We start from the raw sequence: 26,792 nt of genomic DNA, 5'->3' as shown, positions 1-26,792 counted from the left end.
TGCTATTTTACCTTTCTTTTACCTGTGACGACTTCATAAATCAAGGTTTTACACTGCTCTGACAGATTCGTAAATTGTTCCCCCTTGATTTTGATAATTTTATCTATTATATCTATCTTTCTATCAAGATATTCGACTAATTTTTCTTGCTTAAGTAGGTTTTCTGGGAAAGGTAACTTAATCAATCCTAAATCTTTTTGAGTCATGCTGGGTAACGTACTTCCAGTTTGAAAAAATTGATAATCAAAAAGTAAAGATTGATAATAAAATAATTTTGTACACAACCTCCCAGAACTAATTGTATAGTAAGAAGTGTCAACTGTCCAAAATTTCCCCGTTACATACTGTGGATTATCAATTGTTCCTTTTCTACCAAGTAGAACACTTTCACCATCATAAAGATACTTGTCTGTATATTTGAAAACACCACCTGATCCATAAACTGGATATCCCTTGTTAACACTCTTTTCTATTTCACGTCCATTTTTAATTTGTACTATGTTTTTAAGCGAAACAACTTCCCACCCAACAGGAATCTCACCAATCCAATCCACCCCTGAATCTTTTAGCTGAACATTTTTATCCAACCCTTTAGTAACAGTTTCATAAATCAGAGATTTCTTATAGGCACGAAGTCGTTCAATCTCATCTTTCAGCAACTTTTGTGCTTGGTCAAATTTGGAAGTTTGTTTGTCAAGGTGGTCTGCGATTGTTTTTTGTTCTGATAATGATTTAGGAACAATAATCTTTAATCGCTTTAACTCTTCAAAAGTCAGTCCTTGACGGACGCCAGCTCCCATACCATAAAATACTTTTTGAATATCATAATCATAAAACAAGTAGAAAAAGTATCTTGAATCAATCTCCCCTGAATTTTTAGGCCGAATCGTCTGATAGGCTGACGTAATGATCCCTTTTTCTTTAGCCAGACCTACCCGCAAACTTCTTTGGTCATTCTGTAAATCGGTTAGCCTGAAAACAATATCGCCATTTTCAATAATATTATAAGTTTCAAAACTTTCCGGGAGTAAGCCCATACTCTTTTCAATATCTTTTTGGATAATTTTTCCATAACTCAAAGAAAGTAAATTTTTCTCTTGGTTACCTATATTTTTGCGCTTTACCTGCTCAAATTTATATTGAATTTCTGAAGTTTCCCACCCCTCAGGAATCTCACCAATCCAATCCACACCTGAATCTTTCATCTTCTCACTCATAGTTCCTCCAAAAGCAGCTGTAGTTGTGCTTCTAATGCTTTAAATTCCGCCAACAGTTTCTCTGCAGGTTCTGGCGCTTGGTATTCGTAGAAATAGCGGGTGAAAGGAAATTCAGCACCTACTTTATCTTCATCCCAATAGTAAGCATCGGGTACATGTGGGAACACTTCCCGCGCAAAGTATTCTTCTACTTTCTCTGAAAGCTTGACGATCTCAGTATCTTTCGTTGTCTTATCATAAACGATACCATTGGCTATTTCCCCAGTTTTATCCGCCTTTTTCGTCCTGATTACTTTTGCCGTTTTATCCATCTTACTCATAGCAAGTGCTATAGCATTATAGTTGGCTTTTGTGAGTTTTACACCATAAGGTAAATCTGTGATTAATTTTAAAAATTTCTCAAAGTCAGGATAAGTTTGATCTGACTTAGCATTTTCCAGCGCTCCTAATATTTTATCTTGTGATACCTTGCCTTCTTCTAACTTTTTCAGTTCCTTTTCTTCTTTGGCTCCTCGAGGTTCAATCTCTGAAAGAACGCGTGCTTTAGTTTCATCATAAAGTTTTGTAAAGAAGGGAAGGGCTTTGACATTTTCAATCGTTTCATCAGAAATGATTCCTCGGCGTTGCAAAGGTTGCATCACTGTATACTCTTTATAACGAAACTCTTTTGTATCAAAAAACTTCACATTTTTATTTTCTGTGTTGGAGAGATACCAATCGATGACATGAGTAATATTCTCTTCAGACAATTCCCGGCGCTTTTGGCCTAATGACTTACGAAGATTGACAAATTCTTGTGAAGCATCAATAAACTGTACTTTGTCTTGTCGTTCTTGCGGTTTATTTTTGTTATACAGCCAAATATAGATGGAAATACCTGTATTATAGAAAAACTGTCCGGGTAGAGCGACAATCGTTTCCAACAAGTCATTTTCCAGAATATAGCGACGGATTTGGCTTTCACCAGAGGTTGTTCCACCAGAAAACAAGGGAGAACCATTGGAAATAATCACGGCTCGTCCATCTTTATCCAGTTTCTTGAGCGCATGCAAGTGGAAAAGCCACTGTGCATCACCACTTGCTGGAGTATCCACAAAACGTCCTTCTCGGCCTTCTGTCTTCACAAAAAGGTTATGGTCTTCTTTGACTGCTGACTCAACGCCGTCATCCGCATCTTTCCCGCCCCAGCTTTGACCAAAGGGTGGATTAGCAATAACAAAGTTCATTTCTGTATCAGAAAAAGGATCCGGATCCTTTAACGTATCGGAATTTACAAAATTATCAGCATTGTCCTGACGAATAAGCATGTCCGCTTTCCCAATACCATAGGTTTCTGGCAAGAGTTCTTGACCAAAAAGACGTACATTAACCTTATTATTCAGTTGTTTGATATAAGATTTTGTAGTCGCAAGCATACCACCTGTGCCAGCTGCCATATCTAATATCTTTATTTCTTTGTTATCTTGGAATAATTTCTGATTACTACCTGCTAACAAGAGATTCACCATCAGACCGATAACCTCGCGTGGTGTATAGTGAGAGCCAGCCTCCTCATTTTCAGAAAAGCGACGAATAATATCCTCAAACATATACCCCATCTTGATTGAATCCACAGTGCTGGGAGAAAGATCAAGTTCTGAGAATTTCTTAATCACACCATAGAGTCGCCCAGATTTTGCTAAGTTATCAATTTCTTGTTCAAATTTTAAGCTACGCAAAATATCTTGTACACGTTCAGAATAACCTGCGAGATATGTTTCAAAATTTATTTTTATATTATCCGGATCATCAAGCAATTTTTTGAGTGTAAATTCACTCGTATTATAGTATTTATATCCCGAAATCGTTTCTAGAACTTGTTTTGGTGTATCGTTTTTACTCTTGTAAGCTTGAACTACTTTGTCTTTAGTCTTTGCAAGTGCAGCTTCCAGACGAGCAATAACAAACATGGGGATGATAACATCTCTATATTTGTCTGCACGATAAGCGCCACGCAATGTATTGGCAATAGACCAAACTAAATTAACCTCGTTGGAAATATTTATATTATTCTTTTGAAAGATGGGATTGAAATTTTCTGACATATTCTATTTATACTCTTTTTTCTTGATTTAGATAGCTCTATTATAACAAATTTACAGTCGTATATCTCTTTGTGACAGTAGTTTTTATTATGCCTATAACGTACTCGTCCGAACAATAATTTAAACATGTGAAATCCTATTTTTTTACCTTTCTCCACTTCACAAAGTAATCCCACTGTTATATTGTTAGCTCCCTCCATATTCGTAGAATAATTTTCTTCACCTTTCAATGGATTTTTAAAAATTAAGGCGCTTAAAATGTGATAATATTTTAGGTAAATATATTTTAATTCGAGACTGCAGCTCAAGGAAAGGACTACACGACACAAGAATCTAGGAGGTAATTATATATTGCAGAAAAAATATTTGAAAAAAACAGTTATTAGTCTTGTTGCCACAACAGTTCTGTCTTCATCATTAACGCCATCCGGAGTGGGGCTTGCTGAAAGTCAAGTTATTCCAGAAATAACTGCAGAGATAACACAAGTTGATGAAACAAGTCTAAATTTAGATAAAAAAAGCTTTGAAGATTTCTTACTTAGGAAAGGAGTCCATGATATTAAAGAAATTTCACAAGAAGATGGAGAAAAGCTACTCGACGAGTATGCAAATTTTCTCGATAGACAGAGACTTGCGCCTGTTGCTGCTGCTGCCGCTGTTGCCTCACTTATTTGGGCAGGGATTAATATTGGTAGAAGTTTTTATTCTGCGGGTAGATATGCAGCTATGCAAGCTTTGAGTCGTCGATGGACGACACGTGCTGCATATAAAAGAAATTCAAAACCGTATTGGATTACCATTAGCTCTATTAGCTTTTGGTCAGCCTTAGGCTTTGATGACTTTATGTATGGACGCTAAACTATGAATGCTTTATTTACAATCCTATCCGAAATCGCAAATTTTTTCTTAGCTCTTGGTGTTTTGTCATTAGCACTTGACCAAAGCCGTACTAAAAGAGAGCTTCGGGAGATTAAACGGATTCTTTTAGAAAAGGAATGAAAGTAAAAAGCTTATATCAAAACGATATAAGTTTTTCATTTATTTTCCTACGGCTTCATAGGCCCGCATAAACTTCTCAGCATTCCCTTTAACGCCTGCAAAATCACCTGTTAAGGCTGGTGCTGTCACACCACCTCCTGCACTTACAGCAGTCGCTCCGATTTTAAACCATTCTGCCACATTTGATTCATTAACACCACCAGATGGCATCACATTGATGTAAGGGAAAGGGCCTTTGAGGTCCTTAATCATCGCAGCTCCTGCAATATCTCCTGGGAAAAGCTTGATGAGTTCAGAGCCATATTCCATCGCGGTTTGTGCTTCTAATGGGGTCATCACTCCTGGAATATAAGGGATTTGATATAGGTTACAGATTTTGGCAACTTCTTTGTTAAAAGTTGGACTCACAATAAATTGAGCACCGGCAATAATTGCCAAACGTGCTGAAGTTGGTTCTAAAACTGTACCTGCACCAACCACGACGTCTGTATCAGCATATGTGGCTACAAGATCAGCAATCACATCGTTTGCACGAGGTACCGAATAAGTCAGCTCAATACTTTTAATCCCACCGTCTACAACTGCTTCTACTATTTTGACGGCATCTTCGGCACTATCTGCGCGTACCACTGAAACAACACCTGACTTAATCACCTTTTCCAATAATTCTGCTCTTTGCATTATAAATCTCCTTGATAATTCTGACTCTTATAGAAGTCCATAAGTTCCTGACGTGTCGGATATCCTTCACTATCCCCCGCACTTTGAACTGCCAAAGCGCCAATAGCGCACGCACGATGTACAGCAACTTCCAGCGTTTTACCTTCAAGTAAAGCAGATTCTAAGCCGACAGCAAAGCCATCGCCTGCGCCTACTGTATCAACGACCTTGTCCACTTTAAAGCCAGAAACGGTATAAGTAGCACCAGCTTTCGTTTTGACAAATGCGCCTTCAGCGCCCAGTTTCACTACAACACTTTCGGTTAGACTGCTTTGGCTCAAATAAAAATCAGCAATTTTTTCTGGTTGGCTTGAACCCATCAGTATCTGGCCTTCATTAATACCCGGTAAAACGATTTGGCTGTTCTTCGCTAAGTTGTTGAGAGTATCTACCATTTCTTTTTGATTTTTCCAAAGCGCTGGACGAAGGTTTGGGTCAAATACCGTGAAGACTTTATTTTCCTGCAGCTTATCATTAAACGCTCTAAAAGTTTGAAGTGTTCTGGGCGATAATGCTGGAAAGATCCCTGAAAGATGAGCAATCTGAACATCTGCTAAAGTAGATAAATCAATCTCATCTATCTTCAAGTTTGAAGCAGCTGAATTTTTACGAAAATATGAAGTAACCGGATCCCCCGTACTCACACATTGTTTCAAATAAACACCTGTCAAAAAGTTTTCATCGTAAATCAAGTTTTGCGTATCCAGCTCTGCTTCTTGTGCAGCCTCAGTGATAAACCGTCCAAAAGTATCTGCCCCAACTTTGGATACATAGCCCGCACTGTGACCTAAACGTTTGATACCGAGTGCAACATTAAATTCTGCTCCTGCGAGGTATTTCTTAAAATGCACTGCTTCATCTAAGCTAACATCCACATCTTGTGAGGCCATCACGACTAGAGGCTCACCTATTGTTATAAATTTTGGCATAATTCTTTCTCCAAGGTTCAGCTCTTTATTTTATGGTTGCTTACCAATGTAGGCTAAGATTCCGCCATCTACATAGAGAATATGACCGTTGACAAAGTCAGAAGCCTTCGAAGCCAAGAAGACTGCTGGGCCTTCAAGATCTTCTGGTTCTCCCCAACGCTCTGCTGGCGTTTTGGCAATGATAAAGGAATCAAAAGGATGACGTGAACCATCTTCTTGTAACTCACGTAAGGGCGCTGTTTGGGGTGTCGCAATGTAGCCAGGGCCAATACCATTGCATTGGATATTGTATTTGCCGTATTCTGAGGCAATGTTCTTCGTCAACATCTTCAAACCACCCTTAGCAGCAGCATAGGATGAAACTGTTTCACGACCAAGCTCTGACATCATTGAACAGATGTTGATGATTTTACCGCCACCTTTCTTCATCATACCTGGAATAACTGCTTTCGAAACGATAAATGGACCATTCAAATCAATATCAATCACTTGACGGAAATCAGCGGCTGACATGTCAATCATCGGTGTACGTTTGATAATACCGGCATTGTTGACCAAGATGTCAATAATGCCGACTTCTTTTTCAATTTGCTCAACCATTGCATCAATTCCTGCTTCATCAGTCACATCACAAACATAACCGTGTGCTGTAATGCCTGCTTCTTGGTAAGCTGCCATACCGCGATCAACTGCTTCTTGGTTGATGTCATTAAATACAATCGTTGCTCCCGCTTTGGCATAGCTTGATGCCAAGGCAAAGCCGATACCGTAAGTCGCTCCTGTTACAAGGGCGATTTTTCCTTCCAGTGAAAAGGCGTTTAAAATATTCTCAGTCATAATCTTCTCTTTCTGCTTTCGTTTATTTTTTATTATTTAAGTTCGTTCATTGGAACAATATCCATATCGTCATAAGTGATATTTTCACCACACATTGCCCAAATAAAAGAGTAATTACTTGTGGCTACACCTGTGTGGATGGACCAACTTGGACTGATTGCCGCTTGTTCGTTTTGCAGCACTAAGTGTTTTGTTTCCTCGGGTTTACCCATGAAGTGGAAAATGGCATTGTCTTCTGGCAATTCAAAGTACAGATAAGCTTCCATTCGACGTTCATGTGTGTGACAAGGCATAGTGTTCCATGCAGAACCAGGAGCAAGTGATGTTAAACCCATTTGGAGTTGGCAAGATTCGACTTGGTTTGGGTGAACATATTGGTTGATTTTGCGTTTATTCATATGTTCATCATCACCCGGTGTTAAAGGATTAATATTTGCCAGAGCGATTTTTTTATTCGGGTATTTTTGGTGAGCTGGAGCTGAAGCCACGTAGAATTTTGCTGGTTTTTGCGGATTTTTAGATTTGAAGATAACTTCTTTTGTCCCTTTTCCGATATAGTAGCCATCACGGTGTAAAACTTCGTCTTCTTCGCCATCGATAATAATGCTGCCATCACCACCAATATTAATGACACCAAGTTCACGACGTTCTAAGAAGTATTCAACTCCAAGAACTTTATCCAGAACAATTTCCAAAGGTTCTTCTGTCGGTTCAACTCCCCCAAAAATCAAGCGGTCATTGTGCGAATAAACCAAATGAATAAAGTTAGGTTCGAAGATGGTCTCTACTGCAAATTCTTCGCGCAGCTCTTGTGTCGTAAATTGCGCAATATCCTTTGGTGAGTGTGTGTAACGGGTATCCATTGTTTGATTGTTCATCTGATGCTCCTTTTTATTTGTAATGATGAACCGATTTACTAAACCGATTTACTAACATCTATTGTATTCGCTTTCAGTTGTTTTGTCAAGTATAAATTTTTTATTAGCAAAAAAACATCAGAAGTTCTGATGTTTTAACGGGGATAATTAAACTTTTGCGGCTTTCAGCATTGTCTGTACGTCACCAACTGTGGTTTTCTTGTTTTTTCTGGTTCTCTTGATATTTATATTACTGACGAATAATTAAGGCGGGTCGGACAGTGGCGACATGAAAGTTGTCATGAGCTTGCCCAATAAAACCGCTATTAGTAGCCACATACCAAGAAGCGGCACCGCCGCCAGGAGTACGAAGTGGCCAATCAACACCGATTCCTTGCCCTGCCATGCGTTCTTCTAGTCTAGAAAATCCACGACCTGTTCCTGACACACGAAATAAATCAGCTAACGAAAGAGAAAATGCTCCCGGAGAACCATTCGTCGCATCTACAAAGGTCTCATCATTCCTAACCGCTTCTGTGAACGGAAAAGAATTGAAATCAGCAGGTAAGAATCCTACACCGTAAGCTGGATTCCAATTCATAGTAAAACTTGAAGAACCCTCTTCTGTCCTTGGTACCGGAGAAGGTATAGATACTGGTTGAACTATATTTCGGAGGTCTTCAGGGATTTCATAGTTAAACCAGTTATTAAGTCGAGTCTGTCGTGTGAGTACCGGAACACCGTGAATCGCATCATTACGAATAATCAAGTGATTGCGCCCTTCCATATTTTCAAGATAACGGAAGCCTTGACCGTCTGCCGTTGTAAAGATTTGCCCTGGAATCATAAGACCAAAGTTTAAATTGTTCACACTTGAAGGAGTATCGGCTGGAGGATTTTCAGTTGGGAGATTCCAACCGTCTGCCATTTCCCCCTCATTGATGCCATCAAGGAAATACTGTAAATATCTGTGGTGTTCGCCCTGTTCATCATCTTCAAGGAATAGATTTCGCTCTCCTGGAGTGACCAAGGTACTGGCTACGTGGATAGCGTAGTAATAAGCGCCGTTGATGGCATCTGCCTCGTCTTGCATTTCTGCTGCATCCAGTAGGTAAGAGGTTGTTTCTCCTCCTTGCAGCTTACTTGCCCAATAAGCCCAGCCTGTTTGCTGGTCGATGACCCAGAAGTCACCGATTTTATCCTCATCGTCCAGTTCAAACCATTGCTCCATAGTCACTGGTGGGCGGTCTTCCTCTAGGTTTTGGGCTGTTTCTCGTGTCACCATTGAACCTGGCCAAGTGCCGTCATTATCCACGTAATCATTTTCTGACCAGTCGTTTTCTGTTCCGTCACCGGGATGTGTGGCTCCATCTTCGATAAAGTCACGGGCATCTCCTGCCGCGGCTGTCCTTTCGTCTGTAATGTCATGGTTAAAGGTGGGGAGGTACCAAGGTCTGCCCGCTCGACCAAAGGTAAGTTTGGAGTAGTCGTTGAATCTATCTGCACCTTCTCCTGTACGCTCATTGATATCATAAGCATAGGGGAGATAGGTTGACCAAGTTTCTACTTCATCACGTTGGGCAGTATCTACAACAGATGTGAATTCTGTTTGACCTCGTTCTTGGATTTCCATGTACTCTGACAGGCGGATGCGGGCAATGATTTCATTTTGTCCGTAGTTTTCTACAAAGATATCCTTGTTCTCCGACTCATCATTGTAGTAATCATGGACACGACCGCCTGCTTCAACTTCGTTTTCACGGGAGCGGTCATTGATGGCTTGTTGGTTAAAAGCTTGAAAGGCGAAGGTACCGCCTATAAGTAAAGCCAGCGCTAGGATGATGATGCTTCTTAATTTACGTTTGCTTTCTGTTCTCATCTCTTATTTCCTCCTTTCACCATGAAGGAAGCAAGAAAACGCCCTGTGAAAGGACGTTGTTTAAGGGTACAGGAAAAAAGGCGCAAGCTACCCTCTGCTCTGCTCTGCTCTGCTCTGCTCTGCTCTGCTCTGCTCTGCTCTGCTCTGCTCTGCTCTGCTCTGCTCTGCTAAATGATTATAAGACATCAGCTTTACCTCATCAAGTGTTTTTATACATAAGAATACTTCTCATTTATATTTTAACATTTGTTTCTGTGAAGTTAAAATGATTTCGAAGTCATTACAGAAATCATTAAAAAATACCAAAGGATATTTTTCCTTTGATATTTTTATAGGGAATGTCTGATTTTTAGATCTGAGTCAACCACTGTAAGTTCTGCTTTTTGCGCTTTGGCTTCGATATTTTTGACCAAAAGATCCGCTGCTGTGTAGCCTATCTTTACGGGATCCTGAACGATAGCAGTCAATCCTGGGCTAATCAGCTCTCCCAAAGCTCCATCATCATAACCTACCACTCCCACTTGTTCTGGCACAGCGATTTGCTTATCTTTCAGAATTTTAATAGCACCATAAAACAGACCGCCGTTGAAGGCATAGATGGCTGTCTTTTTATCGTCTTTACAGAAAGGCTCAATTTTTTCCCAAATCATTGGATCACTAGTAAAGAGGTCTTTAACTTCTTCAGTAAATACTTCTTCCAGTTCAATATCCGTATCTTTTATTGCTTCGGTAATTCCTTCATAGCGTTTGAGACGAGTTGAAGAATTCTGCATTGGCGGTGTTAAGATGACAATTCTTTGATAGCCTTCTTTGACAATCTTTTCCGCTAATCTTTTTGATTGATCACCATTATCAGAAATAACAGCTGGCCAAATAAGGGGTTGAAGATAGCGGTCAACTTGGACTAAAGGCAAGTCTGAATCAATCGTCTTGTAATCCGTCGCTGCAGCTTTAAGAGGTTGAAGGATGATACCGTCAACTTTCTCGTCTAATAATTTTTCGATATTGTATTGTTCATACTCTTCATCAAGGTCCGAGTTCATGATAAGCGTATGGTACTTGGTATTTTGCAATCTTTCCATCATCCCTTTTAATAAACGTGATGTATAAAGATTGGAAATGTCGGTTACTGAAATCCCGATAAGTGAAGAGTAACTTGACTTTAAAGCACGCGCTTGACGGTTCGGACGATAGTCGAGCTCTTCAATTTTATCTTGAATCCGTTGCCGTGTCTCTTCTGACATCCCTGCAAATTTACCATTTAAAAAATTGGATATGGTTGATTTTGATACCCCAGTTAACTTTGCGATATCGTTGATCGTTACTTTTTTAGTCATATGCCCTTATTATACGATACTTTGAAAAAAATAATAAGAAAAAAGTTATTTTTCACTTACTGTGCTCCATTTTGAATCTTGCTCCTGTACCACTGTTCCAGTTATGAGACTTATCAAGCGATGTTGACCGGGCTGAATCTTTCCCTGAAGACAAGGAAAAATACTGCGTGGATACAACACATTGGTATTCACTTCTGGCCGAACAATGTCTGCCTCGTCATAGCCTTTGATCGCTCTGATACTACTGCTCCCTAATGGCGTGTCTATTTGGGCAAATTTATTATCAGAAAAAGTTGAGCTTTCCTCAATCGTTGTGGAAAAACCGCCTTCTGCTACACACAATACTTTGTCTGTTTGGATATCGTGGATACGCAGATGCGCTTGACCTAAAGGGATAATCGTACTTTTGATGTGAACGGCTGGCATGGGTGACCAGTAATGCACCACACGATCTTCGAAGATTTCAAAAGAGTCATCTTGGGCATGTGCTCGAAAGTACAGCCCGTCTTCACTCAGCGCTAAGGTATTATCAAAAGCGCCTTCAGCGTAAAAATAAGCGCCTTTGGGTACACTAAAACCAAACTGTGTCGAATAGACAAACTTACCATATTTGGCTGGTGCATGACTCTGATTTTCGATGAACTGCCCAGCTGGATAAAACATAACCTGCTCCGAATAGACGCTGTGTTCAATCAAGGCTCGCATTTCTTTAGAGGCGATTCGTTTGCGTGATAAGCGTGATAACTGTTTGTCGGCTTGCCAAAAAGGATGCTGACGGTCAACTGCCAAGAGTAAAAATGCTTTAAAAGCCCAGTAAGGTGAACCTGCTGCGTTATAATTTTCGGCCATATTGAGATTGGGATAAGCGTAACCAACATTTAAAATGCCATTTTCAGTAAAAATAGCCTCACGAAACCAAGCTTTCATATGATTTGAAAAGAGTGCTTTAATCTTTGCCCAAGGCAAAGCTTCCAAATCCGCAAAAACTAAGGCTGACCAAAAAGCGCCCTGTGCAAAACGATAAGTCAAGCTTCGGCCAAAAGGCACTGCTCGTCCTTTTCGGTCAAACCAATACTGATAATCTTGCGCAAATAAAGTTGCCCTTTCCCTAATCTTTTTAAGCCGTTCAGCATCTTCATGGGGATTTAAAAATTTTGAGATGAGCAAGCTATAGTAATGAAATGCCCACGGAATATAATAATCCACCTGACTTGCCTTACCGTCACAATACCATCCCTTCCCTTGATAGCAGCTGTCAATGAAGGTGAACTCTTGCTCGATTATTTCTTGAGAGTAAGACATTTCCAAGTTTTTCATGGTGACATTGACCAAGATACGGAAAAAACGCCAGTTATTTTTGGGGATTTTTCGTTGGTTGATTTGAAGGAACCAGTGGGCTATATTTTCTTTTTCTTGCAGACTAAAGTCCTGCCAGATGGTTTCCTTGTTAAGCAGCAAACAGGTCGCTAAAGCTGCCATTTCGACAAATTTTTGGTCATAGTTGGCGAGCACGCCAAAATAATGCTTGCTTGTAGGATCTGTTCCCGCTACAAAGGAAGCACGAATTTCTTCTGTGAGAAAAACATCTTCATTTTGACTGAGATAAGGACCAATCGCCCAGACCAAACGGCTAAAGGTTTCCATCTGGCTTGTCTCTTCATCATAGATAGCGCCGTGGCTCTTTCCTAAGTCGATATGACCTGAACCATTCATTTTTACTTTGAGCGGTTCAAGCATAAGTTTGAACCCCTGCGTGATTTCTTCATAAGAATCCCATTTTAAAGCTTTTAATTTCTTTTCTCGCATTTTATCTCTTTTCTGATGAAAATATCCCATGACTTTGCAAGGGATAGGTATAGTCTTATTGAACAGGCTTGTTTTTTCCAAAAACTTCAATTTGGGTTAGCGCAGGGAAGGGCGAATCATCTTGTGCCTTGTTTAAATGACTCAGTTTGATAAAAGTGGTCTGCTGTGTCGGAAATTTAAAGTTTTGAAACTCTGCCTGCTTTTCTGTGTCAAAGCACATATAATTACCATTTGAAAATGTAACTTCGACACTTTGCCAATAACTATCATGTGGAAAATCACAGCGGAAAAGTAAGCTCAGCTGATCCACTTCAACATGACGGCCAAAATCAATGGTTAATTCTGCATCGGCCTGCTGATTAATTCCCCATGAGGCAAAAGGATATGAACCATGTGATAGGTTAGCGCATTTACCATCTATGGCATTTTTCGCGAAAAAAACTGATTCATCACGTGTTTCGACATTGGCCGAAGCATGCGGATACACGCCTGTGTTTTCTTTTTGATCATGCGCATTAAAAGAAAGATTTTGATAGTTTGAAATTTCAAAAGGATAGGCTTTGCGCACGGTCAAGCTATGGCGTGCGGATTTGAATGCCGTCTCCACAGAGGACTTTCGTAGATTTTCTGTTAAAGGGATTTCATATAACCATTCTTCTTGAGTAAAATAAAGGAGTGATGGCGCAAGAGTTTCATCCATCTGAACTATATAATAGCCCGGAACATCATCTACTGTCACACGAATCTTATCTCCCATCTGATACACATATTCCTTGATTCCTAGTGTACAAAGCTGGTTTCCTTGAGCCATAAATGGCGCATGCTCTTTCTCATGGTCAAATTTCCCAGAGATATTTTCTTTGTTCTTATTAAGCAGTTCAATTTTTATCATTCTTTGTTTCTCCATTTTCTTTATTCAGGTTGTTTGCCGATATAGGCAAGGATACCGCCATCGACATATAGGATATGCCCATTTACAAAGTTGGAAGCATCTGAAGCAAGGAAGACAGCTGCACCTTGTAAATCCTCCGGTTTCCCCCAACGTTCAGCCGGGGTTTTCGCAATAATAAAGGCATCAAAAGGATGACGAGAACCATCTGTTTGTCGTTCTCGCAGTGGTTTCGTTTGTTCGGTAGCAATATATCCAGGGCCGATACCATTACATTGGATATTGTATTTACCATACTCAGAGGCGATATTTTTAGTCAGCATTTTCAAACCGCCCTTGGCTGCGGCATATGCCGAAACAGTTTCACGGCCCAGCTCGGACATCATGGAGCAAATATTGATAATCTTGCCACCTCCTTTTTTAATCATCGCAGGAAGCACGGCTTTCGACATAATGAAAGGGCCTGTGAGATCAACATCTACAACCTTTCGGAAATCGTTCGCTGTCATGTCAAGCATCGATTGTCGTGCGATAATGCCCGCATTATTCACCAGAACATCTACACTTCCAACTTCTTCTTCAATCTGCTGCATCATAGCCGCAACTGCTGTTTCATCTGTGACATCACAGACGTAGCCATAAGCCTTAATGGCTTCTTTTTCATAAGCTGCTAAACCCGTTTCTACTCCCGCTTGATGTCTGGCATTAAAAACAATCTTTGCGCCTGCTTGGGCATAAGCAATACCAAGAGAATATCCAATCCCATGTGCCCCTCCAGTGATAAGGACTATTTTTCCCTCCATGCTGAATAATTTTAAAATATTATCTGTCATTTTTTATTCCTTTTCTTATTAAAAAGCAGGTTCATATGCAATATGAACCTTTTGTTCTTATACGGTCTATGAAAAATTTTCCAATGACTCGGAATTGTGTAAGTGAGGTAAGTCATCCGAAAATTCTTCACACACCGTGCAAGACGAATGCCTTATACAATGTGTGTTGTGTTTTATTTTGCTGGTGGCACAGGTAGCCCTAGAATGCCAAGTGCACTGAGAACAATCGTGAAAATTAAAACCAACCAAATAACACGTGTAGAGTTCAATTTCTTTTGGCCCAACATCCAGTAAGTTAACAATGTGAGCAAAACTGGGATTAAGGCTGGCAAGATTCCATCTAATGTTGCTTGCATTTCTAACTTAACACCGTTATTTGTGTAAACCAGTGGCGTAGCTACCTTGATAACCGTTGGTATTAAAGCGCCAATAACAGTTACACCTAGAACAGTTGCCGCATTAGTAAAGGCAGAGAGTTTATCTTTTAATGTGGTTACTAATTTTACCCCTTGTTTATACCCTAGTGGAAGTAAAGCAGCGCGACCAAAGAGCAAGGCAATATTTGCAGCAATCCAAAGGAGACAGCCGACAGTCGAACCTTGTTGAGCTAAAGTTCCTGCAACAGAACCAAAGATGGTCCCCCAAATAACATGGAAAAGTGAATCTCCGACACCTGCAAGTGATCCCATGAGGGCTGTTTTCAAAGCCGCCACAGTTTCCTTTGCTTTATAACCTTCTTTTTCTTCAATAGCTACATCAATTCCCATAATCAAGTTACCAAAAATAGCATTGGTATTGAAGAATTGGTTATGCGTTTTAGCCATATCTTTGAGTTCTTTATCGTCTTTGTAAAGCTTTTTCAGAACAGGCATGATGCCATAAAGATAACCTGAACTCATCATACGTTCATAGTTCCAGTTGAGCTGACTTCCCAAGATATAACGCCAGCTAATTTTATTTAAATCTTTTTTTGTAATTACTTCTTTATTGTTATTCATCACCGTCAAAGCCTCCTTCAAAGTTTTGGCCATTTGTTGTGCCTGCCTCAGCTGGTGCAGGCTTTGCGCTGTCACGTTTGAACACCAAGAGTGCTGCGACTACTCCGACAATCGCAATCCCCATCATCGGAACTTGTAAATATGCTGCAAGGAAGAAACCGACCATAAGATAGGGAATATATTGTTTCGTTGGCAAATAACGCAAGAGTATCGCCACACCGACAACAGGCAATGTGCCCCCAGCAACTTGAAGACCAGTCATCAACCATTCAGGCATTGCATTGGTCAAGGTTGTTACAGCAGCATCACCAACGATCAGCATGAGTAAGATGGGAATAGCACGAGATAGTCCCCAAAGAAATGAACCAGAGAGAACCAAACGTGGAATACGGCCGTATTGTTCTTTATCAATAGCTTTGTCAACTCTGTGAAGCAGGAAGACATTACAGAAACGTGCCACAACGTCAAGTTGGAGCATCAGAAGTGAGACAGGAACAGCTAAACCAATACCATAAGCTGCGCCTTTGCCTGAAATAATAGCGAATGCTGTACCAAGGACGGCACCTGTGAAATAGTCAGGTACAGAAGCTCCACCAAATGCTGCAATACCTAAGCGCATAAGCTGAAGGGTACCACCAACCATTAAACCAGTTTTCAAATCTCCCATAATTAAACCAGAAATCATACCGGCAATAGCTGGCTGAGTCAACGAATTCGAAATCAATGAATCATTGATAGCAATAAAGGCAAAAATTGTAATTAAAATGATTTGTAGGACTGTTAAATGCATTTTATCGTTCTCCTATTTTGTTAAGTTTTTCCATAAAGTCAATGGCGGGCTCACTTGGAACCAATTGGGCTGTGATTTTAACGCCACCAGCAGCAATTTTTTGGAAGATACCTTCTTCTTCTGGCATGACTTTGATGCTCTTTGTGACTTCTTTTGAACCTTCTTTATAGCTCATATTCCCTACATTAAGACTTTCAAGTTTCCCCCCTGCTTGAATAAATTTTAAAACATCGGCAGGTTTTTTAAAGAGAAGAAAAATCCGTTGTAAGCCATATTTCCCCGCATTGATATTTTCTGCTGCTTGGGCTACGGGAATAACTGAGAGTCGCATTGCTGATGGGCAAGCCATGCGTAAAGATGATTTTTGCAAGTCATCGGCAGCTGCCTCATCATTTGCAACAATGATGCGTTGTGTCCCCAAACTTGAAGACCAAATTCCAGCCACTTGTCCATGAATCAAGCGTTCATCAATGCGCGTGTTAACAATCTTTGCTTTACCTTGGTACTCAGAATAATCTGCCATATTAAGCGTTACTGCTTCTTGTGCCTTTGCTTCATTCAGCAAGTTTTTCGCATTAACCAGCGTTGTTCTGCTCGAAGTAACCAAATCATCAGCGGACGCTGTATCACTCACTGCTGCTTCTAAAACAAGAGAGAGGTTCATCCCAGCGATGATAGAAATATCATCATTATCGGTAAAATGCTTTAACGCCACGTTACAAGGTGTTCCTCCAAGTAAATCAGCAATAATTAAAGTTTCACCCTCTAAGGTCTGCATTTTTTCGAGTAGCTCTTGTTCAAACTGGATATTATCACTATCCTCGGGCATACATACCACATGCATCTGTTCTTGCCGTCCGATGATCATCTCGAGACTTTCTTTCACCCCGGCAGCCATCGAACCATGGCTAATCAATACTATGTTTCTCATTTGACTCCTTATCAATCACGCAAGCGCTCTTTTATTTAACATGTTATCTTCTTGCATTATCAGTATATAACATATTAAGTAGCTTGTCAAGAGAAAATGTACACGGTTACATATTTTTTTGTAAAAAGCTCCCTAAAGCGCACTCTAAAGCCTTGTATATACAGCTTGCATATTATAACTTAACATGTTATCATTCTAATATAAGTTATATAGATAGGAGTATTTCTATTGATTCCAAAGTATGAACAAATCAAACAAGACTTATTATCTGAAATCAAAAATCATAAATTTATCCCCGGGGATAAATTTTATTCAGAAGCCGATATTAAACGAAAATATGAAGTAAGTTCTATCACTGCGGTGAAAGCCTTAAACCAATTAACAAGTGCAGGTTACCTCTACCGCGTTCAAGGAAAAGGTACCTACGTTTCTAAATCGAAAATTTCCCAAAATGTTAAATTCTCAGATATCGAATTACATTCTCAAGATCACGAAACTGTCAAAGTTCTGTCAATAAAAGAGGAAAATGAACCTTCAATCTTAAAAGAGCTTGGACTTAGTCCAGACCAAAGTTATTATAAGATTGTTCGGGTACGTTATTTTGATGGAACCCCCTTTCTCTTACACTTTACACACCTTCCAAAAACTTTAGTCAAGGAGCCTGTGTCAGATCATTTAGAAGACTATTCGAGTGTCTATGAGCGAGTGAACAAAGACTTTGGTATCGATCTTTATTCCATGTCCTCTGTTGAAACAAATGAAATTATTTTTCCAGATGAAAGTGAGTTGCTCAATGCGCTCAACTTAAGCTTCCGCGAACCTGTGGTCAAGCAGGTTAAACACACCTATCTTGTAGATAAGAGTGTTGCTGAATATATCGTCAGCTACAAACATTGGAAATACTTCAAAACAAAAATAGAAGTGGATGCCGAATAGCATCCACTTCTACTTTGTTTTATTTTTACTTTAGAGTATCAAATACTGGTTGACTTGAAAAGTTTAAGCTGGTAATTTCTACAGCTTCTGTTTCAAAGACAAGAATTTCATTCTCTCCTTCATGGAGAAAGTCCTTCGGACAATACAAACTGTACACAGGCCCTTGGTTCCAATAACGACCAAGATTCTTACCATTCACAATGATAACACCTTTGCCATAGTTCGAGCAATCGATGAAAGTATCTGCCACCTTATCCAAGCTCATATTAAAGCGATAAAAAGAAGGCTGTGCTGGATTTTTACCTGCACTAAAGTCAATTCCACTTAACTGTTCCACAGAGAAATCTAAAGCATATTGTGTATAACCTTGGTGAAAATGTATGTCATGCATCATGCCACCACGTATACCTTTTTGCTGACTTGGATGATTAAACTTAAAACCATAATTGACACGACCTAAGTTCTCTACCAAACAGTCCACTTGAATCTCTTCTTGATTTTCCGCTACATCCAACAATATTTCTTGCCCAATTTCTTCTTGGTATTGTGTGTGTTTATGTTGACCATCAAGATAAATTTGGAGACGGTCGCTCGCTTCAACAATCTTAAGTTTAGTCTCTTTACCATAATTTTTTAAGACAGTAGAATAAAGCATATAACCATAGCCTGTACCTGCTGCTTCTAAAGTGAGAGGATAAGCGGTTGTTAAAGCCTTCATCATGTTATCTTTAGTCTTAAATAAAGATACACTCTCTGAAACTTTAAAAGAACCAAGACTTTCAATTTCCTTGACACGAGGCTGCGCTTGCCAAACATCTGGGCACACTTCTTTGATCGCTTTTTGAACAGCATAATATTTGGCAGTAGGTTCCCCTGCCTCTGTTAGCAAGGCATCGTAATCATAGCTGGTAATTTGTGGTAGATTTCCCGTGTCACGCGCAGAGCAACCATTATAAAAGCCAAAATTGGTCCCACCGTGGAACATATAAAGATTAAGCGAACCAAGCTTCAGCATGGCTTTAACTTCATCTGCTAAATCTTGCGGATCACGCTTAATAATCGGTTCTCCCCAACGATTGAACCAACCATCCCAATATTCCATACACATAAGCGGCCATTTTTTACCATGTTCTTTCATAAATCCTGCGAGCACTGCTGCGTTTTCTTTCGAACGGCTGCCGAAGTTTCCTGTAACCAAAACATTATCTTCAATCAAAGAACCCGCATCAAGCGCTGCCTGCCAAGCACCATCTGAAGTAAACAAGGGTACATTAATCCCATATTTTTTCATAAGTGCCATCGTTTGGCGAAGATATTCCTTCTCCATCCCATAAGAACCATATTCGTTTTCAACTTGCATCATGATAACAGGACCACCTGCAGTGATTTGTAATGGTGAAAGATATGGAAGTAATACCTTAAAATAGTTTTCCACCTTGGTCATAAAGCGTGAGTCTGTGGAACGAAGACGCATTTCTGATTCCTTCAGCAACCAGGCTGGAAGTCCGCCAAATTCCCATTCTGCACAGATATAAACTGAAGGCCGTAAAATAACCATGAGCCCTAAACTTTCAGCCAGCTTAACGAAAGCACGAATATCTTTCATGCCTTCAAAATCAAATACTCCTTCTTCAGGTTCATGAATATTCCAAGGAATATAAGTTTCTACAGTATTTGCACCAAGTGCTTTCAGGTTATAAAGACTGTCTTCCCACTGACTTTGGGGAATTCTAAAGTAATGAATAGCACCACTTATTATTTTAACTGGCTTATTATCCAGCATAAATTCTTCTTTTATTTGAAATGTTTTCACTACTTCTCCTTACCAATATCGGTTCCATTTGTCATTCGCTAAGCGCATGAGCGCTTCAAAATAGAAATAATCGCCCCAGAGGTTAGGTTCATCAATACCTTTCCCTTCTGCAAAAGCATATACCCCATGTTGCAACAAGCCTTCATTCCCATCTGCTGCCTCTGTATAAAATTCTCCCAACTGATAAATGAGTCCCTTAGCCATATCCTCTGCTTCTGGATAAGCTTTTTGCTGTGCAGCTTCTAAGAAGCCACACGCTGCAATAGCTGCTGCTGAACTGTCTTTAGCAGATGGTTCTGCATCTGTATAATCAAAATCCCAATATGGAATAAGATCCTGAGGCAAATACTTCAAGAAAACTTCTACCACAGAAGGGTATACCTCAGGAAAAATAGCGGAATGAATATAACTCTCATTAAGCGGAATACCTAAAATAGCCCACGCCTGCCCACGTGCCCAAGTTGACGTATCGCTATGTCCTTGATGTGTAGCTCCATATGCTGGTTGTCCTGTTTCGAGATCAAAATAATAAGTATGATAAGTACTTGCATTGTCACGGAAAACTGTTTTGAGCAAAGTCGCATAATGCTTCAGTGCTACTTCTTTGTAAATTGCTTTGCCAGAATATTCTGTTGCTGCAAAGAGTAAGGGAAGATTGATGAATGAATCAATAATGACACGATATTCTTTAGGATCGCCATACTTGCCCCAAGCTTGAATAAAATTACCTTTTTCTTGAAAACGGTGAAGCAAGACATCCGCAGCTTGCAGTAAAGTCGCTTTATAAGTTTCATTTCCAGTTAACTTATAAGCTGCCCCCGCTGACAGACTATATAGAAACCCGATATCATGATGATCTAACACAAAATGATCGTCTAATCTCTTTTGGAAACTTTCCATGTTGGCTTCGACACGATGTAAGAATTTTGCATTCCCTGTATATTCATAAGCCAAAGCTATCATTCCTGTCCAAAATCCATTGGTCCAGTCGTCATTCCCTTTGATACGATATTTCCCATCTGTGGCACAAGCCGAAGGAAAATCATCACCAAAACGCTCCATGTTTCTTTCAATTTTTACAATTATTTTCTTTATTTGATTGTCCAGCCAAGCTTGGTCGATATTCTGACCGAGCTGAATTAATTTTTTCTTATTCGTATTCATAACTTAACCCCTCTTAATATATTAACATGTTATATTATAACTTTTACTTGACAAAATAGCAAGAAATTTTTGATGGTCCAAGAAAAAACTACAGCCGAGATATTTATTACCTAAAAATTTATTATCCCTCAATAGTACGCAAGTAAGCGTTATCTTAATAAGTTGACAATCTTCTTAACATACTATATACTTACTCATAGATAATATAACATGTTAAATTATACTACTTATCATAAAGAAAAGGAGCGTCCAAAAGTAAATATTGAAAAGATTTAGATTAACTGTTCTAAGTCTCTTTTATTGTACTTTAAAACAAGCATTGGGAATATAAATAAATACACGGAGAATATGAAATGACAAAAAAACTATTTTATTTTATTGCTTTCTTACTTGTGAGCATTTCAATAAGTTTCACATTCAGTCAACGAGCTACAGCGGAGAGCTATACTTCTGATTTCAGTAATCAGCTTGGGACTTGGAAAGATTTGGTTGGCCAAGCAGATAAAAGAATCTCTCAAGGACAGCTAAATATAGCTAATCAAAAGCTAAGTACAGGTTATGAAAGTATTCCGCTCAATACAGATGCAGGAAATCGTAGTTCTGGTGATGTGCAAATAACTTTTGTATACAATGGACAAACAAATTTTGGGCTTGTCTTTCGGGCTGGCGCAGAAAACACCAAAAATTATCAGTCCTTTGCTTATATGAGTAACGGAAACTGGCAGCTTGGTCAGCCAGGAGGCAAATGGATAACAGACATCCATAGTCAAAGTCTTGAGATCGGACAGACCTATAAGTTACTTCTACGTTATCAGGGCACGAGTGTTAAAGCTTACCTTAACGGCAAGATAATTTATGATAATCCCCATGTTACTTACAGCGATGGGTCAACCATCGATGGGGACTGGATCGGAGCCACAGGTTTACGGCTTTTTGGTAATCTGAGTCAGCTGTCGCTCTTATCACTGAAAACTGGCGAAGTTAACAGTATACCTGAAGTTTTAGATACGCAGCAATTTATAAGCTTACGTGACAAGTGGAAGCAACAACTAATCACTGAAAATTATGATTCTAACAATGCTCCACTCGTCAAATATGTGAATACTTTGTCCAAGAATACTCAAAACCTTTACCAAAGTATGAATCGTAGCCCTGATCGAAAAGAGTTGTGGCCTTTGAAAGCTGGGGACACACCTTCTGCAAATCTGACGACTCAATTCTCTAATCTCTACCTTCTCTCACAGGCTTATGGCACTAAGGGGACAGATTACTATCTTAATTCCGAACTGCTCGCTGATATTCAGTCTGGACTTGATTTTATGGTAAGTCAAAAGGGCTACAATGGCCAGAAATACTATGGCAATTGGTGGGATTGGCAGGTTGGTATTCCTCAAAAATTTATTGGTAGCTTAATGATCCTTGGTGATAAGCTACCATCAGATAAAATACAAGAGTATAGCAAAGCAATCCAGTCCTATGTTCCCAATCCTTATCAGCAACTCTATACGAAAGCACAGGATGTATTTGTTGATCTGGCTTTCATTCCTAATTTTTCAACCACTGGAGCAAATAGAACAGACTTGGCCTTATCTGTGCTTGGCTTAGGAATTTTACAAGAAGATGAAAGTAAGATTGAGCTGGCATCAAACAGTATTAAAGAAGTTTTTCAAACAGTAACCAAGGGAGACGGCTTTTATCCTGATGGCTCTTTTATTCAGCACAATAACATCCCTTATACCGGTTCTTACGGCAATGTTCTTGTGAAAGGTGTCGGACAAATCCTCGCTACCACCAAAGGTTCAAGCTTTGAAATGGACAGTCAAACTGTTTCAAACTTTGTCTCTACTATTGAACAATCATTTATCCCTCTCATCTATCAAGGAGCGATGCTTCCAGGTGTCAATGGACGATCAATCTCACGCGCTCCGAAAGATACACAGGTCGGCTACGGTTCAACCACGATGTATAATTTGCTTATCGTTGCTAACTTAGCATCCGAAGAAAGTCAAAAGAAGCTGCAAGAAGCAGTGAAATACTGGATGCAAACCAATCCTGATTATTATCTCAATAACACGAGGGACTATAATGACTTACAGATGACCCTTTCTTTAATGTCAAATAGTGCAATCACTGGAGATATGCTCCCCTTTACGGGAACAAAAATCTTCGCCTCAATGGATCGTTTTGTTCAAAGTAATCCAAATTACATGACAAGCCTGAGCCTATACTCCAACCGCACCTCTTCTTTTGAAGCAGGAAATGGTGAAAATAAACGTGGCTGGCATACAGCTGATGGCATGTTTTATCTCTATAATAACGACGGTGTCCAATTTGGTAATAGTTACTGGCCAACGGTTGATCCTTATCGTCTACCTGGGACAACCGTAGATACTATAGCGCTTCAAGATGAAAACTCATCCTTTACTACCGTAACTTCTCCCGAAACATGGGTCGGTGGAGCAGCTGCAGAAAATCAAGCCGTGATGGGTATGGCGCTTAATAAGCAAGGCACTAAAAACAACGGTACCGTCCTTCCGATGAATCTTCGTGCTAAAAAATCATGGTTTGTTCTTGAAGACCAGACCATTGCCTTAGGTGCGGGAATTAGTGGTGACACAACTGCTTCCATCGAAACGGTCGTGGACAACCGTCTTCTTAATGACGCATATCACTATCAAGTGATTTCAAATAAGGGGAATATCACTGATGCTTCTGAAGAAAGTAAAAAAGATTGGCTCCTCTTGCAGTCTGACCATCAAAATGCTTCGATTGGCTATTACTTCCCAACTTCTTCAGACGTCACTGTGCAAAGTGAAAAAAGAACAGGAACTTACGCCGCTATCAATAGTGCCTTTCCAAGTGACAAAACTTATAGTGGCGAATATCGCAAATTCCTGATAAACCACGGGCAGCATCCTCAAAATGCAAACTATGCTTATGTTATTCTTCCTGAAGCAACGCAAGAAAAGCTTAAACATTATACCCAAGATAATACTCTTAAAATTCTTGCAAACACCGAAAGTATCCAAGCTGTGCAAATGGAAACCGCTGGCTATTTAGGAATTAATTTCTGGGCTACCACAGGAGGAAGCATAGCAGACATCACTACAGACAAGCCGATTTCTTTGTTAAAACAAACCAAGCAAACCCAAACCACATACACAATCGCAAATCCCACGCAAACCAATGAAACTGCTCATATCCAATTGCCAAAAGATTTCAAGCATATCCTTTCGATGAGTGACGGCGTAAGTTTTGATGAAGCTACAAACACTCTAAGCATTGACTTTTCGGGCAGTGCGGGGAGTGCTAAACAAATTGTTGTGGAGTGATTTTCGTTAATTGGTGCTCTCTTCCTTAATTTATATAACTCCCTAACCTACCTTCAAATAAAAAAGCATCAGAAATTTCTGATGTCTTTTTATTTTATATTACTTTTTTTCCTTATTTTTTAACATAAATTTTCTTGCAAATACGAAAATCAATGCGAGGATAATGAAAAACAAACCAACTAGAGCTGTCTTTGTAACTTTTTCTCCAGCATTTGGCAAATGCTTCGAATCTCTCTTCGTATCTTCATTTGAAGTTGAGTTTGTTATCTCTGATGAAGATCCTGTTGTAGTTGAGGACTCTGTCGTTGGGGGTTCCGTGGTCGTCGGAGGTTCTGTGGTTGTTGGAGGTTCTGTTGTTGTTGGAGGTTCCGTGGTTGTTGGGGGTTCTGTGGTTGTTCCAATAAATGTATTCTTTATTGTGAATTTATTTCCATTTTGAGTAACTGTACTTTGAAACTCATCTGGTACTTTTATTTCTTCAACTTGGTAAGTAAAGTCATCACCATTATTATTATACAGCGGTAAGTCAACATTTTGAGCATTAACCTCTAAAGTTTTATATTCTTGCTTAAAGTCTTCTTCCTTTGTGAGTTTAATGATATCACTTGATGTCCATGTTTCAGAAGTTACCTGTTGACGTGTAACAATAAATTCTATAGAATCAGGTGTTTGATTTTTATCTATATTTTCCCAAACTTTTTCAACATCTAAAGAAATCTTTGGTGCTTTTATTGATGGTATCGGAAAATCTAATTCTTCGCCTGATTTGTTAGGATCTAAAGTCGTTCTCCCGTTACACAGATACCAGCTATCTCCCTTAAAATCAGAATTTTCGGTATCAATACGTACCTGATAGCTCAAAGTGATACGTTCATCGCTTCCAAGTGCAATTGAAGAAACTGAAATTGTTTGATTTGCTTCTGTAACTTTTATATCCTGAACCAAATCTGGTGCTTCTTGCCACACACCGTTACTATCTTTACGCCAGCCTTGTAGCTTGTAATTTTGTTCCGTGAAATTTCCTGAACCCTGTAGGAGAATACCTTCCCCCATCGGATCTGTAATCGTTCCATTAGGGATAGTTTTTAAAATATTATTTTGCAGGTTTTTAAAGACCTCTGCTAATCCTTCTAGATTTTCATCAATTGTATAATATCCTGAAGGATTAGAGGAAATATTTTTCGCAATATACTCTCCTCTTTCAGAAGGTGCTACACCGACTGAATAACAAATTACACCACTCTTTTTAAGCTTCATCACACTTCCCAAAGTGTCATCATTAATAACATTTTTATTCGCTACAATCCCATTTGTATCTGAACCAGCACTTGTGGTGTGGTACAAGGGTGAGTCCGTCTGAAAATCTTCATGATATGTTGAGGTATGGTAGCCATTATAGTCGATAAGTTCTCCATTATTAGGATACTCAACAGCATCTGGAGCAGGAATATAACTGCGGTTAGCACTTCCATCCCCGATATGAACCAACATATGCTCCGCATCTCCACGCCCATCTTCCGTAAACATACGTTCTGCTTCAATAAGTCCTTTTTGAGTAAAGGTTCCAGATTGACTCTTTGCTCCATTAACCAAGAAATCATCTAAATAGTTGGCATCTGTGGAGAATGTTTGTGTGGAGTAAAGATTTCGATTATAACAAACCAATCCCACACGAACATGTCCTTCTTGCAAAACTTCAGCAATACTGGTTAAAAATTGATGCACTGCATTTTGTGTATTTAGAAGTTTTTCGCCCGACATTGTAGATGAAAAGTCGATAACTAAAACCAAATCTATATCACGTGGCGGATTAATATCATTTCCCTTCACATCAAGGGTGACATCAAATAAACCTTGTTTTTCAGCATTTTCCTTTACGCTTTTTTTAACGTAAGCTTTATTATCGTAATTAACATAACCTTCACTATCAAAAGAAACGCCTGCTACATTACCATAATCATAATTATGTGTATTACCATTTGTAACACCATCTTTAATATATTCTCCTTGTTGGTCGTTCATATAGGGGAAATCTATTGTCTCAGCCTTAGCCAAAACTGCCCCTCCTCCAACAAAAATTAAAATCAAAAATAGTAAAAATAATTTAAATATCTTTTTCACTTTTTGTTTTCCAATCCGTTTATTTAGTAAATATAATAGTTGACTAACAAATTTAAATTTTTCACTTTATAGCAATAATATTTACACTGATGCGCTAATATCATATTAAGTATTAAGCAAAATTAAATCATACTTTATTCAATAGCATTATCTTTTCTTTCTAATAAATTACAATTTTTCTGACAATCACATTATTATAAGCTTTATTATATCTAGTTATTTAAGTTTATGTTAGATTGTTTTTTCGTGGAATTGACAGTACTTTTTTATTTATTTATAATAGAAGCGTGATATATCAGTAATCGTTGACTATCGAATAT

21 protein-coding genes are annotated in these 26,792 nt (G+C 39.2%); 4 read left to right on the top strand and 17 right to left on the bottom strand.

The annotated features are described in order from the left end of the window. Positions 1–2: 2 nt before the first annotated feature. Both BZZ03_RS06855 and BZZ03_RS06850 read right to left on the bottom strand, forming a co-directional pair. Positions 3–1,217 carry a restriction endonuclease subunit S gene (locus BZZ03_RS06855; RefSeq protein WP_086582844.1) on the bottom strand — a complete coding sequence of 405 codons (1,215 nt, stop codon included), beginning with the start codon at positions 1,215–1,217 and terminating at the stop codon, positions 3–5. Then, positions 1,214–3,301, bottom strand: a complete 2,088-nt coding sequence (locus BZZ03_RS06850) for a type I restriction-modification system subunit M (RefSeq protein WP_086582843.1) — start codon at positions 3,299–3,301, stop codon at positions 1,214–1,216. Before BZZ03_RS06850 ends, BZZ03_RS06855 begins: the two co-directional genes overlap by 4 nt. A gap of 351 nt (positions 3,302–3,652) precedes the next feature. Between BZZ03_RS06850 and BZZ03_RS06845 the strand changes: the two genes are divergently transcribed. Beyond that, a complete protein-coding gene (locus BZZ03_RS06845) occupies positions 3,653–4,159 on the top strand; it encodes a hypothetical protein (RefSeq protein WP_086582842.1) in 507 nt (168 codons plus the stop codon). Between the two features lie 3 nt (positions 4,160–4,162). After that, a complete protein-coding gene (locus BZZ03_RS12170; protein ID WP_198943948.1) occupies positions 4,163–4,300 on the top strand; it encodes a hypothetical protein in 138 nt (45 codons plus the stop codon). 39 nt (positions 4,301–4,339) lie between these two features. Here the strand turns inward: BZZ03_RS12170 and BZZ03_RS06840 are convergent, their stop codons facing one another. The 12 genes from BZZ03_RS06840 to BZZ03_RS06780 form a co-directional block, all read right to left on the bottom strand. Next, positions 4,340–4,981 carry a bifunctional 4-hydroxy-2-oxoglutarate aldolase/2-dehydro-3-deoxy-phosphogluconate aldolase gene (locus tag BZZ03_RS06840; RefSeq protein ID WP_086582841.1) on the bottom strand — a complete coding sequence of 214 codons (642 nt, stop codon included), beginning with the start codon at positions 4,979–4,981 and terminating at the stop codon, positions 4,340–4,342. Beyond that, entirely contained in the window at positions 4,981–5,949 is a 969-nt protein-coding gene (locus BZZ03_RS06835; RefSeq protein WP_061412434.1) for a sugar kinase, read from the bottom strand. The genes BZZ03_RS06840 and BZZ03_RS06835 overlap by 1 nt, the downstream gene beginning before the upstream one ends. Positions 5,950–5,979: 30 nt before the next feature. Continuing rightward, positions 5,980–6,786 (bottom strand): gluconate 5-dehydrogenase, encoded by an 807-nt coding sequence (locus tag BZZ03_RS06830; RefSeq protein WP_086582840.1) that lies wholly within the window; start codon positions 6,784–6,786, stop codon positions 5,980–5,982. A gap of 32 nt (positions 6,787–6,818) precedes the next feature. After that, the gene (kduI, locus tag BZZ03_RS06825; RefSeq protein WP_086582839.1) at positions 6,819–7,664 is read right to left on the bottom strand and encodes a 5-dehydro-4-deoxy-D-glucuronate isomerase; all 846 of its coding nucleotides are present in this window, start codon (positions 7,662–7,664) and stop codon (positions 6,819–6,821) included. 229 nt (positions 7,665–7,893) lie between these two features. Then, entirely contained in the window at positions 7,894–9,522 is a 1,629-nt protein-coding gene (locus BZZ03_RS06820) for a hypothetical protein (RefSeq protein ID WP_086582838.1), read from the bottom strand. A gap of 329 nt (positions 9,523–9,851) precedes the next feature. Beyond that, complete coding sequence (locus BZZ03_RS06810) at positions 9,852–10,859, bottom strand: LacI family DNA-binding transcriptional regulator (protein ID WP_086582836.1); 1,008 nt, start codon at positions 10,857–10,859, stop codon at positions 9,852–9,854. Between the two features lie 45 nt (positions 10,860–10,904). After that, positions 10,905–12,665, bottom strand: a complete 1,761-nt coding sequence (locus BZZ03_RS06805; protein WP_086582835.1) for a DUF2264 domain-containing protein — start codon at positions 12,663–12,665, stop codon at positions 10,905–10,907. Positions 12,666–12,720: 55 nt separating this feature from the next. Next, complete coding sequence (locus BZZ03_RS06800) at positions 12,721–13,557, bottom strand: hypothetical protein (RefSeq protein WP_086582834.1); 837 nt, start codon at positions 13,555–13,557, stop codon at positions 12,721–12,723. A 20-nt stretch (positions 13,558–13,577) separates the two neighbouring features. Next, positions 13,578–14,387, bottom strand: coding sequence for a gluconate 5-dehydrogenase (locus BZZ03_RS06795; protein WP_061412416.1), 810 nt, complete (start codon positions 14,385–14,387; stop codon positions 13,578–13,580). A gap of 173 nt (positions 14,388–14,560) precedes the next feature. Continuing rightward, positions 14,561–15,385 carry a PTS system mannose/fructose/sorbose family transporter subunit IID gene (locus tag BZZ03_RS06790; protein ID WP_019294115.1) on the bottom strand — a complete coding sequence of 275 codons (825 nt, stop codon included), beginning with the start codon at positions 15,383–15,385 and terminating at the stop codon, positions 14,561–14,563. Then, the gene (locus tag BZZ03_RS06785; RefSeq protein WP_019294114.1) at positions 15,378–16,175 is read right to left on the bottom strand and encodes a PTS mannose/fructose/sorbose/N-acetylgalactosamine transporter subunit IIC; all 798 of its coding nucleotides are present in this window, start codon (positions 16,173–16,175) and stop codon (positions 15,378–15,380) included. Before BZZ03_RS06785 ends, BZZ03_RS06790 begins: the two co-directional genes overlap by 8 nt. A 1-nt stretch (position 16,176) precedes the next feature. Further along, a complete protein-coding gene (locus tag BZZ03_RS06780; protein ID WP_086582832.1) occupies positions 16,177–17,106 on the bottom strand; it encodes a PTS sugar transporter subunit IIAB in 930 nt (309 codons plus the stop codon). A gap of 228 nt (positions 17,107–17,334) precedes the next feature. Between BZZ03_RS06780 and BZZ03_RS06775 the strand changes: the two genes are divergently transcribed. After that, entirely contained in the window at positions 17,335–18,042 is a 708-nt protein-coding gene (locus BZZ03_RS06775) for a GntR family transcriptional regulator (protein WP_061412410.1), read from the top strand. 25 nt (positions 18,043–18,067) lie between these two features. On the opposite strand, the gene BZZ03_RS06770 is transcribed toward BZZ03_RS06775, so the two are convergent. Both BZZ03_RS06770 and BZZ03_RS06765 read right to left on the bottom strand, forming a co-directional pair. Then, positions 18,068–19,855, bottom strand: a complete 1,788-nt coding sequence (locus BZZ03_RS06770) for a glycoside hydrolase family 35 protein (RefSeq protein ID WP_086582831.1) — start codon at positions 19,853–19,855, stop codon at positions 18,068–18,070. Positions 19,856–19,864: 9 nt separating this feature from the next. Continuing rightward, positions 19,865–21,019, bottom strand: coding sequence for a glycoside hydrolase family 88 protein (locus BZZ03_RS06765; protein ID WP_086582830.1), 1,155 nt, complete (start codon positions 21,017–21,019; stop codon positions 19,865–19,867). A gap of 353 nt (positions 21,020–21,372) precedes the next feature. Here BZZ03_RS06765 and BZZ03_RS06760 point away from each other — a divergent pair, with 353 nt between their 5' ends. After that, positions 21,373–24,351: a polysaccharide lyase 8 family protein gene (locus BZZ03_RS06760; RefSeq protein WP_086582829.1), complete on the top strand. Its 2,979-nt coding sequence runs from the start codon at positions 21,373–21,375 to the stop codon at positions 24,349–24,351. Between the two features lie 99 nt (positions 24,352–24,450). On the opposite strand, the gene BZZ03_RS06755 is transcribed toward BZZ03_RS06760, so the two are convergent. Beyond that, the gene (locus tag BZZ03_RS06755) at positions 24,451–26,406 is read right to left on the bottom strand and encodes a VWA domain-containing protein (RefSeq protein WP_233128966.1); all 1,956 of its coding nucleotides are present in this window, start codon (positions 26,404–26,406) and stop codon (positions 24,451–24,453) included. Positions 26,407–26,792: the final 386 nt, after the last annotated feature.

The sequence above is a fragment of the Lactococcus petauri genome (genome assembly GCF_002154895.1).
Taxonomy (GTDB): domain Bacteria; phylum Bacillota; class Bacilli; order Lactobacillales; family Streptococcaceae; genus Lactococcus; species Lactococcus petauri.
This window is presented reverse-complemented; position numbering and strand designations above follow the sequence as displayed.

Excerpts from the sequence above, each read along its gene's own strand:
- BZZ03_RS06795 (WP_061412416.1), bottom strand. The coding sequence starts at position 14,387 with ATGACAGATAATATTTTAAAATTATTCAGCATGGAGGGAAAAATAGTC.
- BZZ03_RS12170 (WP_198943948.1), top strand. The coding sequence starts at position 4,163 with ATGAATGCTTTATTTACAATCCTATCCGAAATCGCAAATTTTTTCTTA.
- BZZ03_RS06780 (WP_086582832.1), bottom strand. The coding sequence starts at position 17,106 with ATGAGAAACATAGTATTGATTAGCCATGGTTCGATGGCTGCCGGGGTG.
- BZZ03_RS06805 (WP_086582835.1), bottom strand. The coding sequence starts at position 12,665 with ATGCGAGAAAAGAAATTAAAAGCTTTAAAATGGGATTCTTATGAAGAA.
- BZZ03_RS06835 (WP_061412434.1), bottom strand. The coding sequence starts at position 5,949 with ATGCCAAAATTTATAACAATAGGTGAGCCTCTAGTCGTGATGGCCTCA.
- BZZ03_RS06790 (WP_019294115.1), bottom strand. The coding sequence starts at position 15,385 with ATGAATAACAATAAAGAAGTAATTACAAAAAAAGATTTAAATAAAATT.
- BZZ03_RS06760 (WP_086582829.1), top strand. The coding sequence starts at position 21,373 with ATGACAAAAAAACTATTTTATTTTATTGCTTTCTTACTTGTGAGCATT.
- BZZ03_RS06850 (WP_086582843.1), bottom strand. The coding sequence starts at position 3,301 with ATGTCAGAAAATTTCAATCCCATCTTTCAAAAGAATAATATAAATATT.
- BZZ03_RS06785 (WP_019294114.1), bottom strand. The coding sequence starts at position 16,175 with ATGCATTTAACAGTCCTACAAATCATTTTAATTACAATTTTTGCCTTT.
- BZZ03_RS06855 (WP_086582844.1), bottom strand. The coding sequence starts at position 1,217 with ATGAGTGAGAAGATGAAAGATTCAGGTGTGGATTGGATTGGTGAGATT.
- BZZ03_RS06830 (WP_086582840.1), bottom strand. The coding sequence starts at position 6,786 with ATGACTGAGAATATTTTAAACGCCTTTTCACTGGAAGGAAAAATCGCC.
- BZZ03_RS06800 (WP_086582834.1), bottom strand. The coding sequence starts at position 13,557 with ATGATAAAAATTGAACTGCTTAATAAGAACAAAGAAAATATCTCTGGG.
- BZZ03_RS06820 (WP_086582838.1), bottom strand. The coding sequence starts at position 9,522 with ATGAGAACAGAAAGCAAACGTAAATTAAGAAGCATCATCATCCTAGCG.
- BZZ03_RS06765 (WP_086582830.1), bottom strand. The coding sequence starts at position 21,019 with ATGAATACGAATAAGAAAAAATTAATTCAGCTCGGTCAGAATATCGAC.
- BZZ03_RS06840 (WP_086582841.1), bottom strand. The coding sequence starts at position 4,981 with ATGCAAAGAGCAGAATTATTGGAAAAGGTGATTAAGTCAGGTGTTGTT.
- BZZ03_RS06810 (WP_086582836.1), bottom strand. The coding sequence starts at position 10,859 with ATGACTAAAAAAGTAACGATCAACGATATCGCAAAGTTAACTGGGGTA.
- kduI (WP_086582839.1), bottom strand. The coding sequence starts at position 7,664 with ATGAACAATCAAACAATGGATACCCGTTACACACACTCACCAAAGGAT.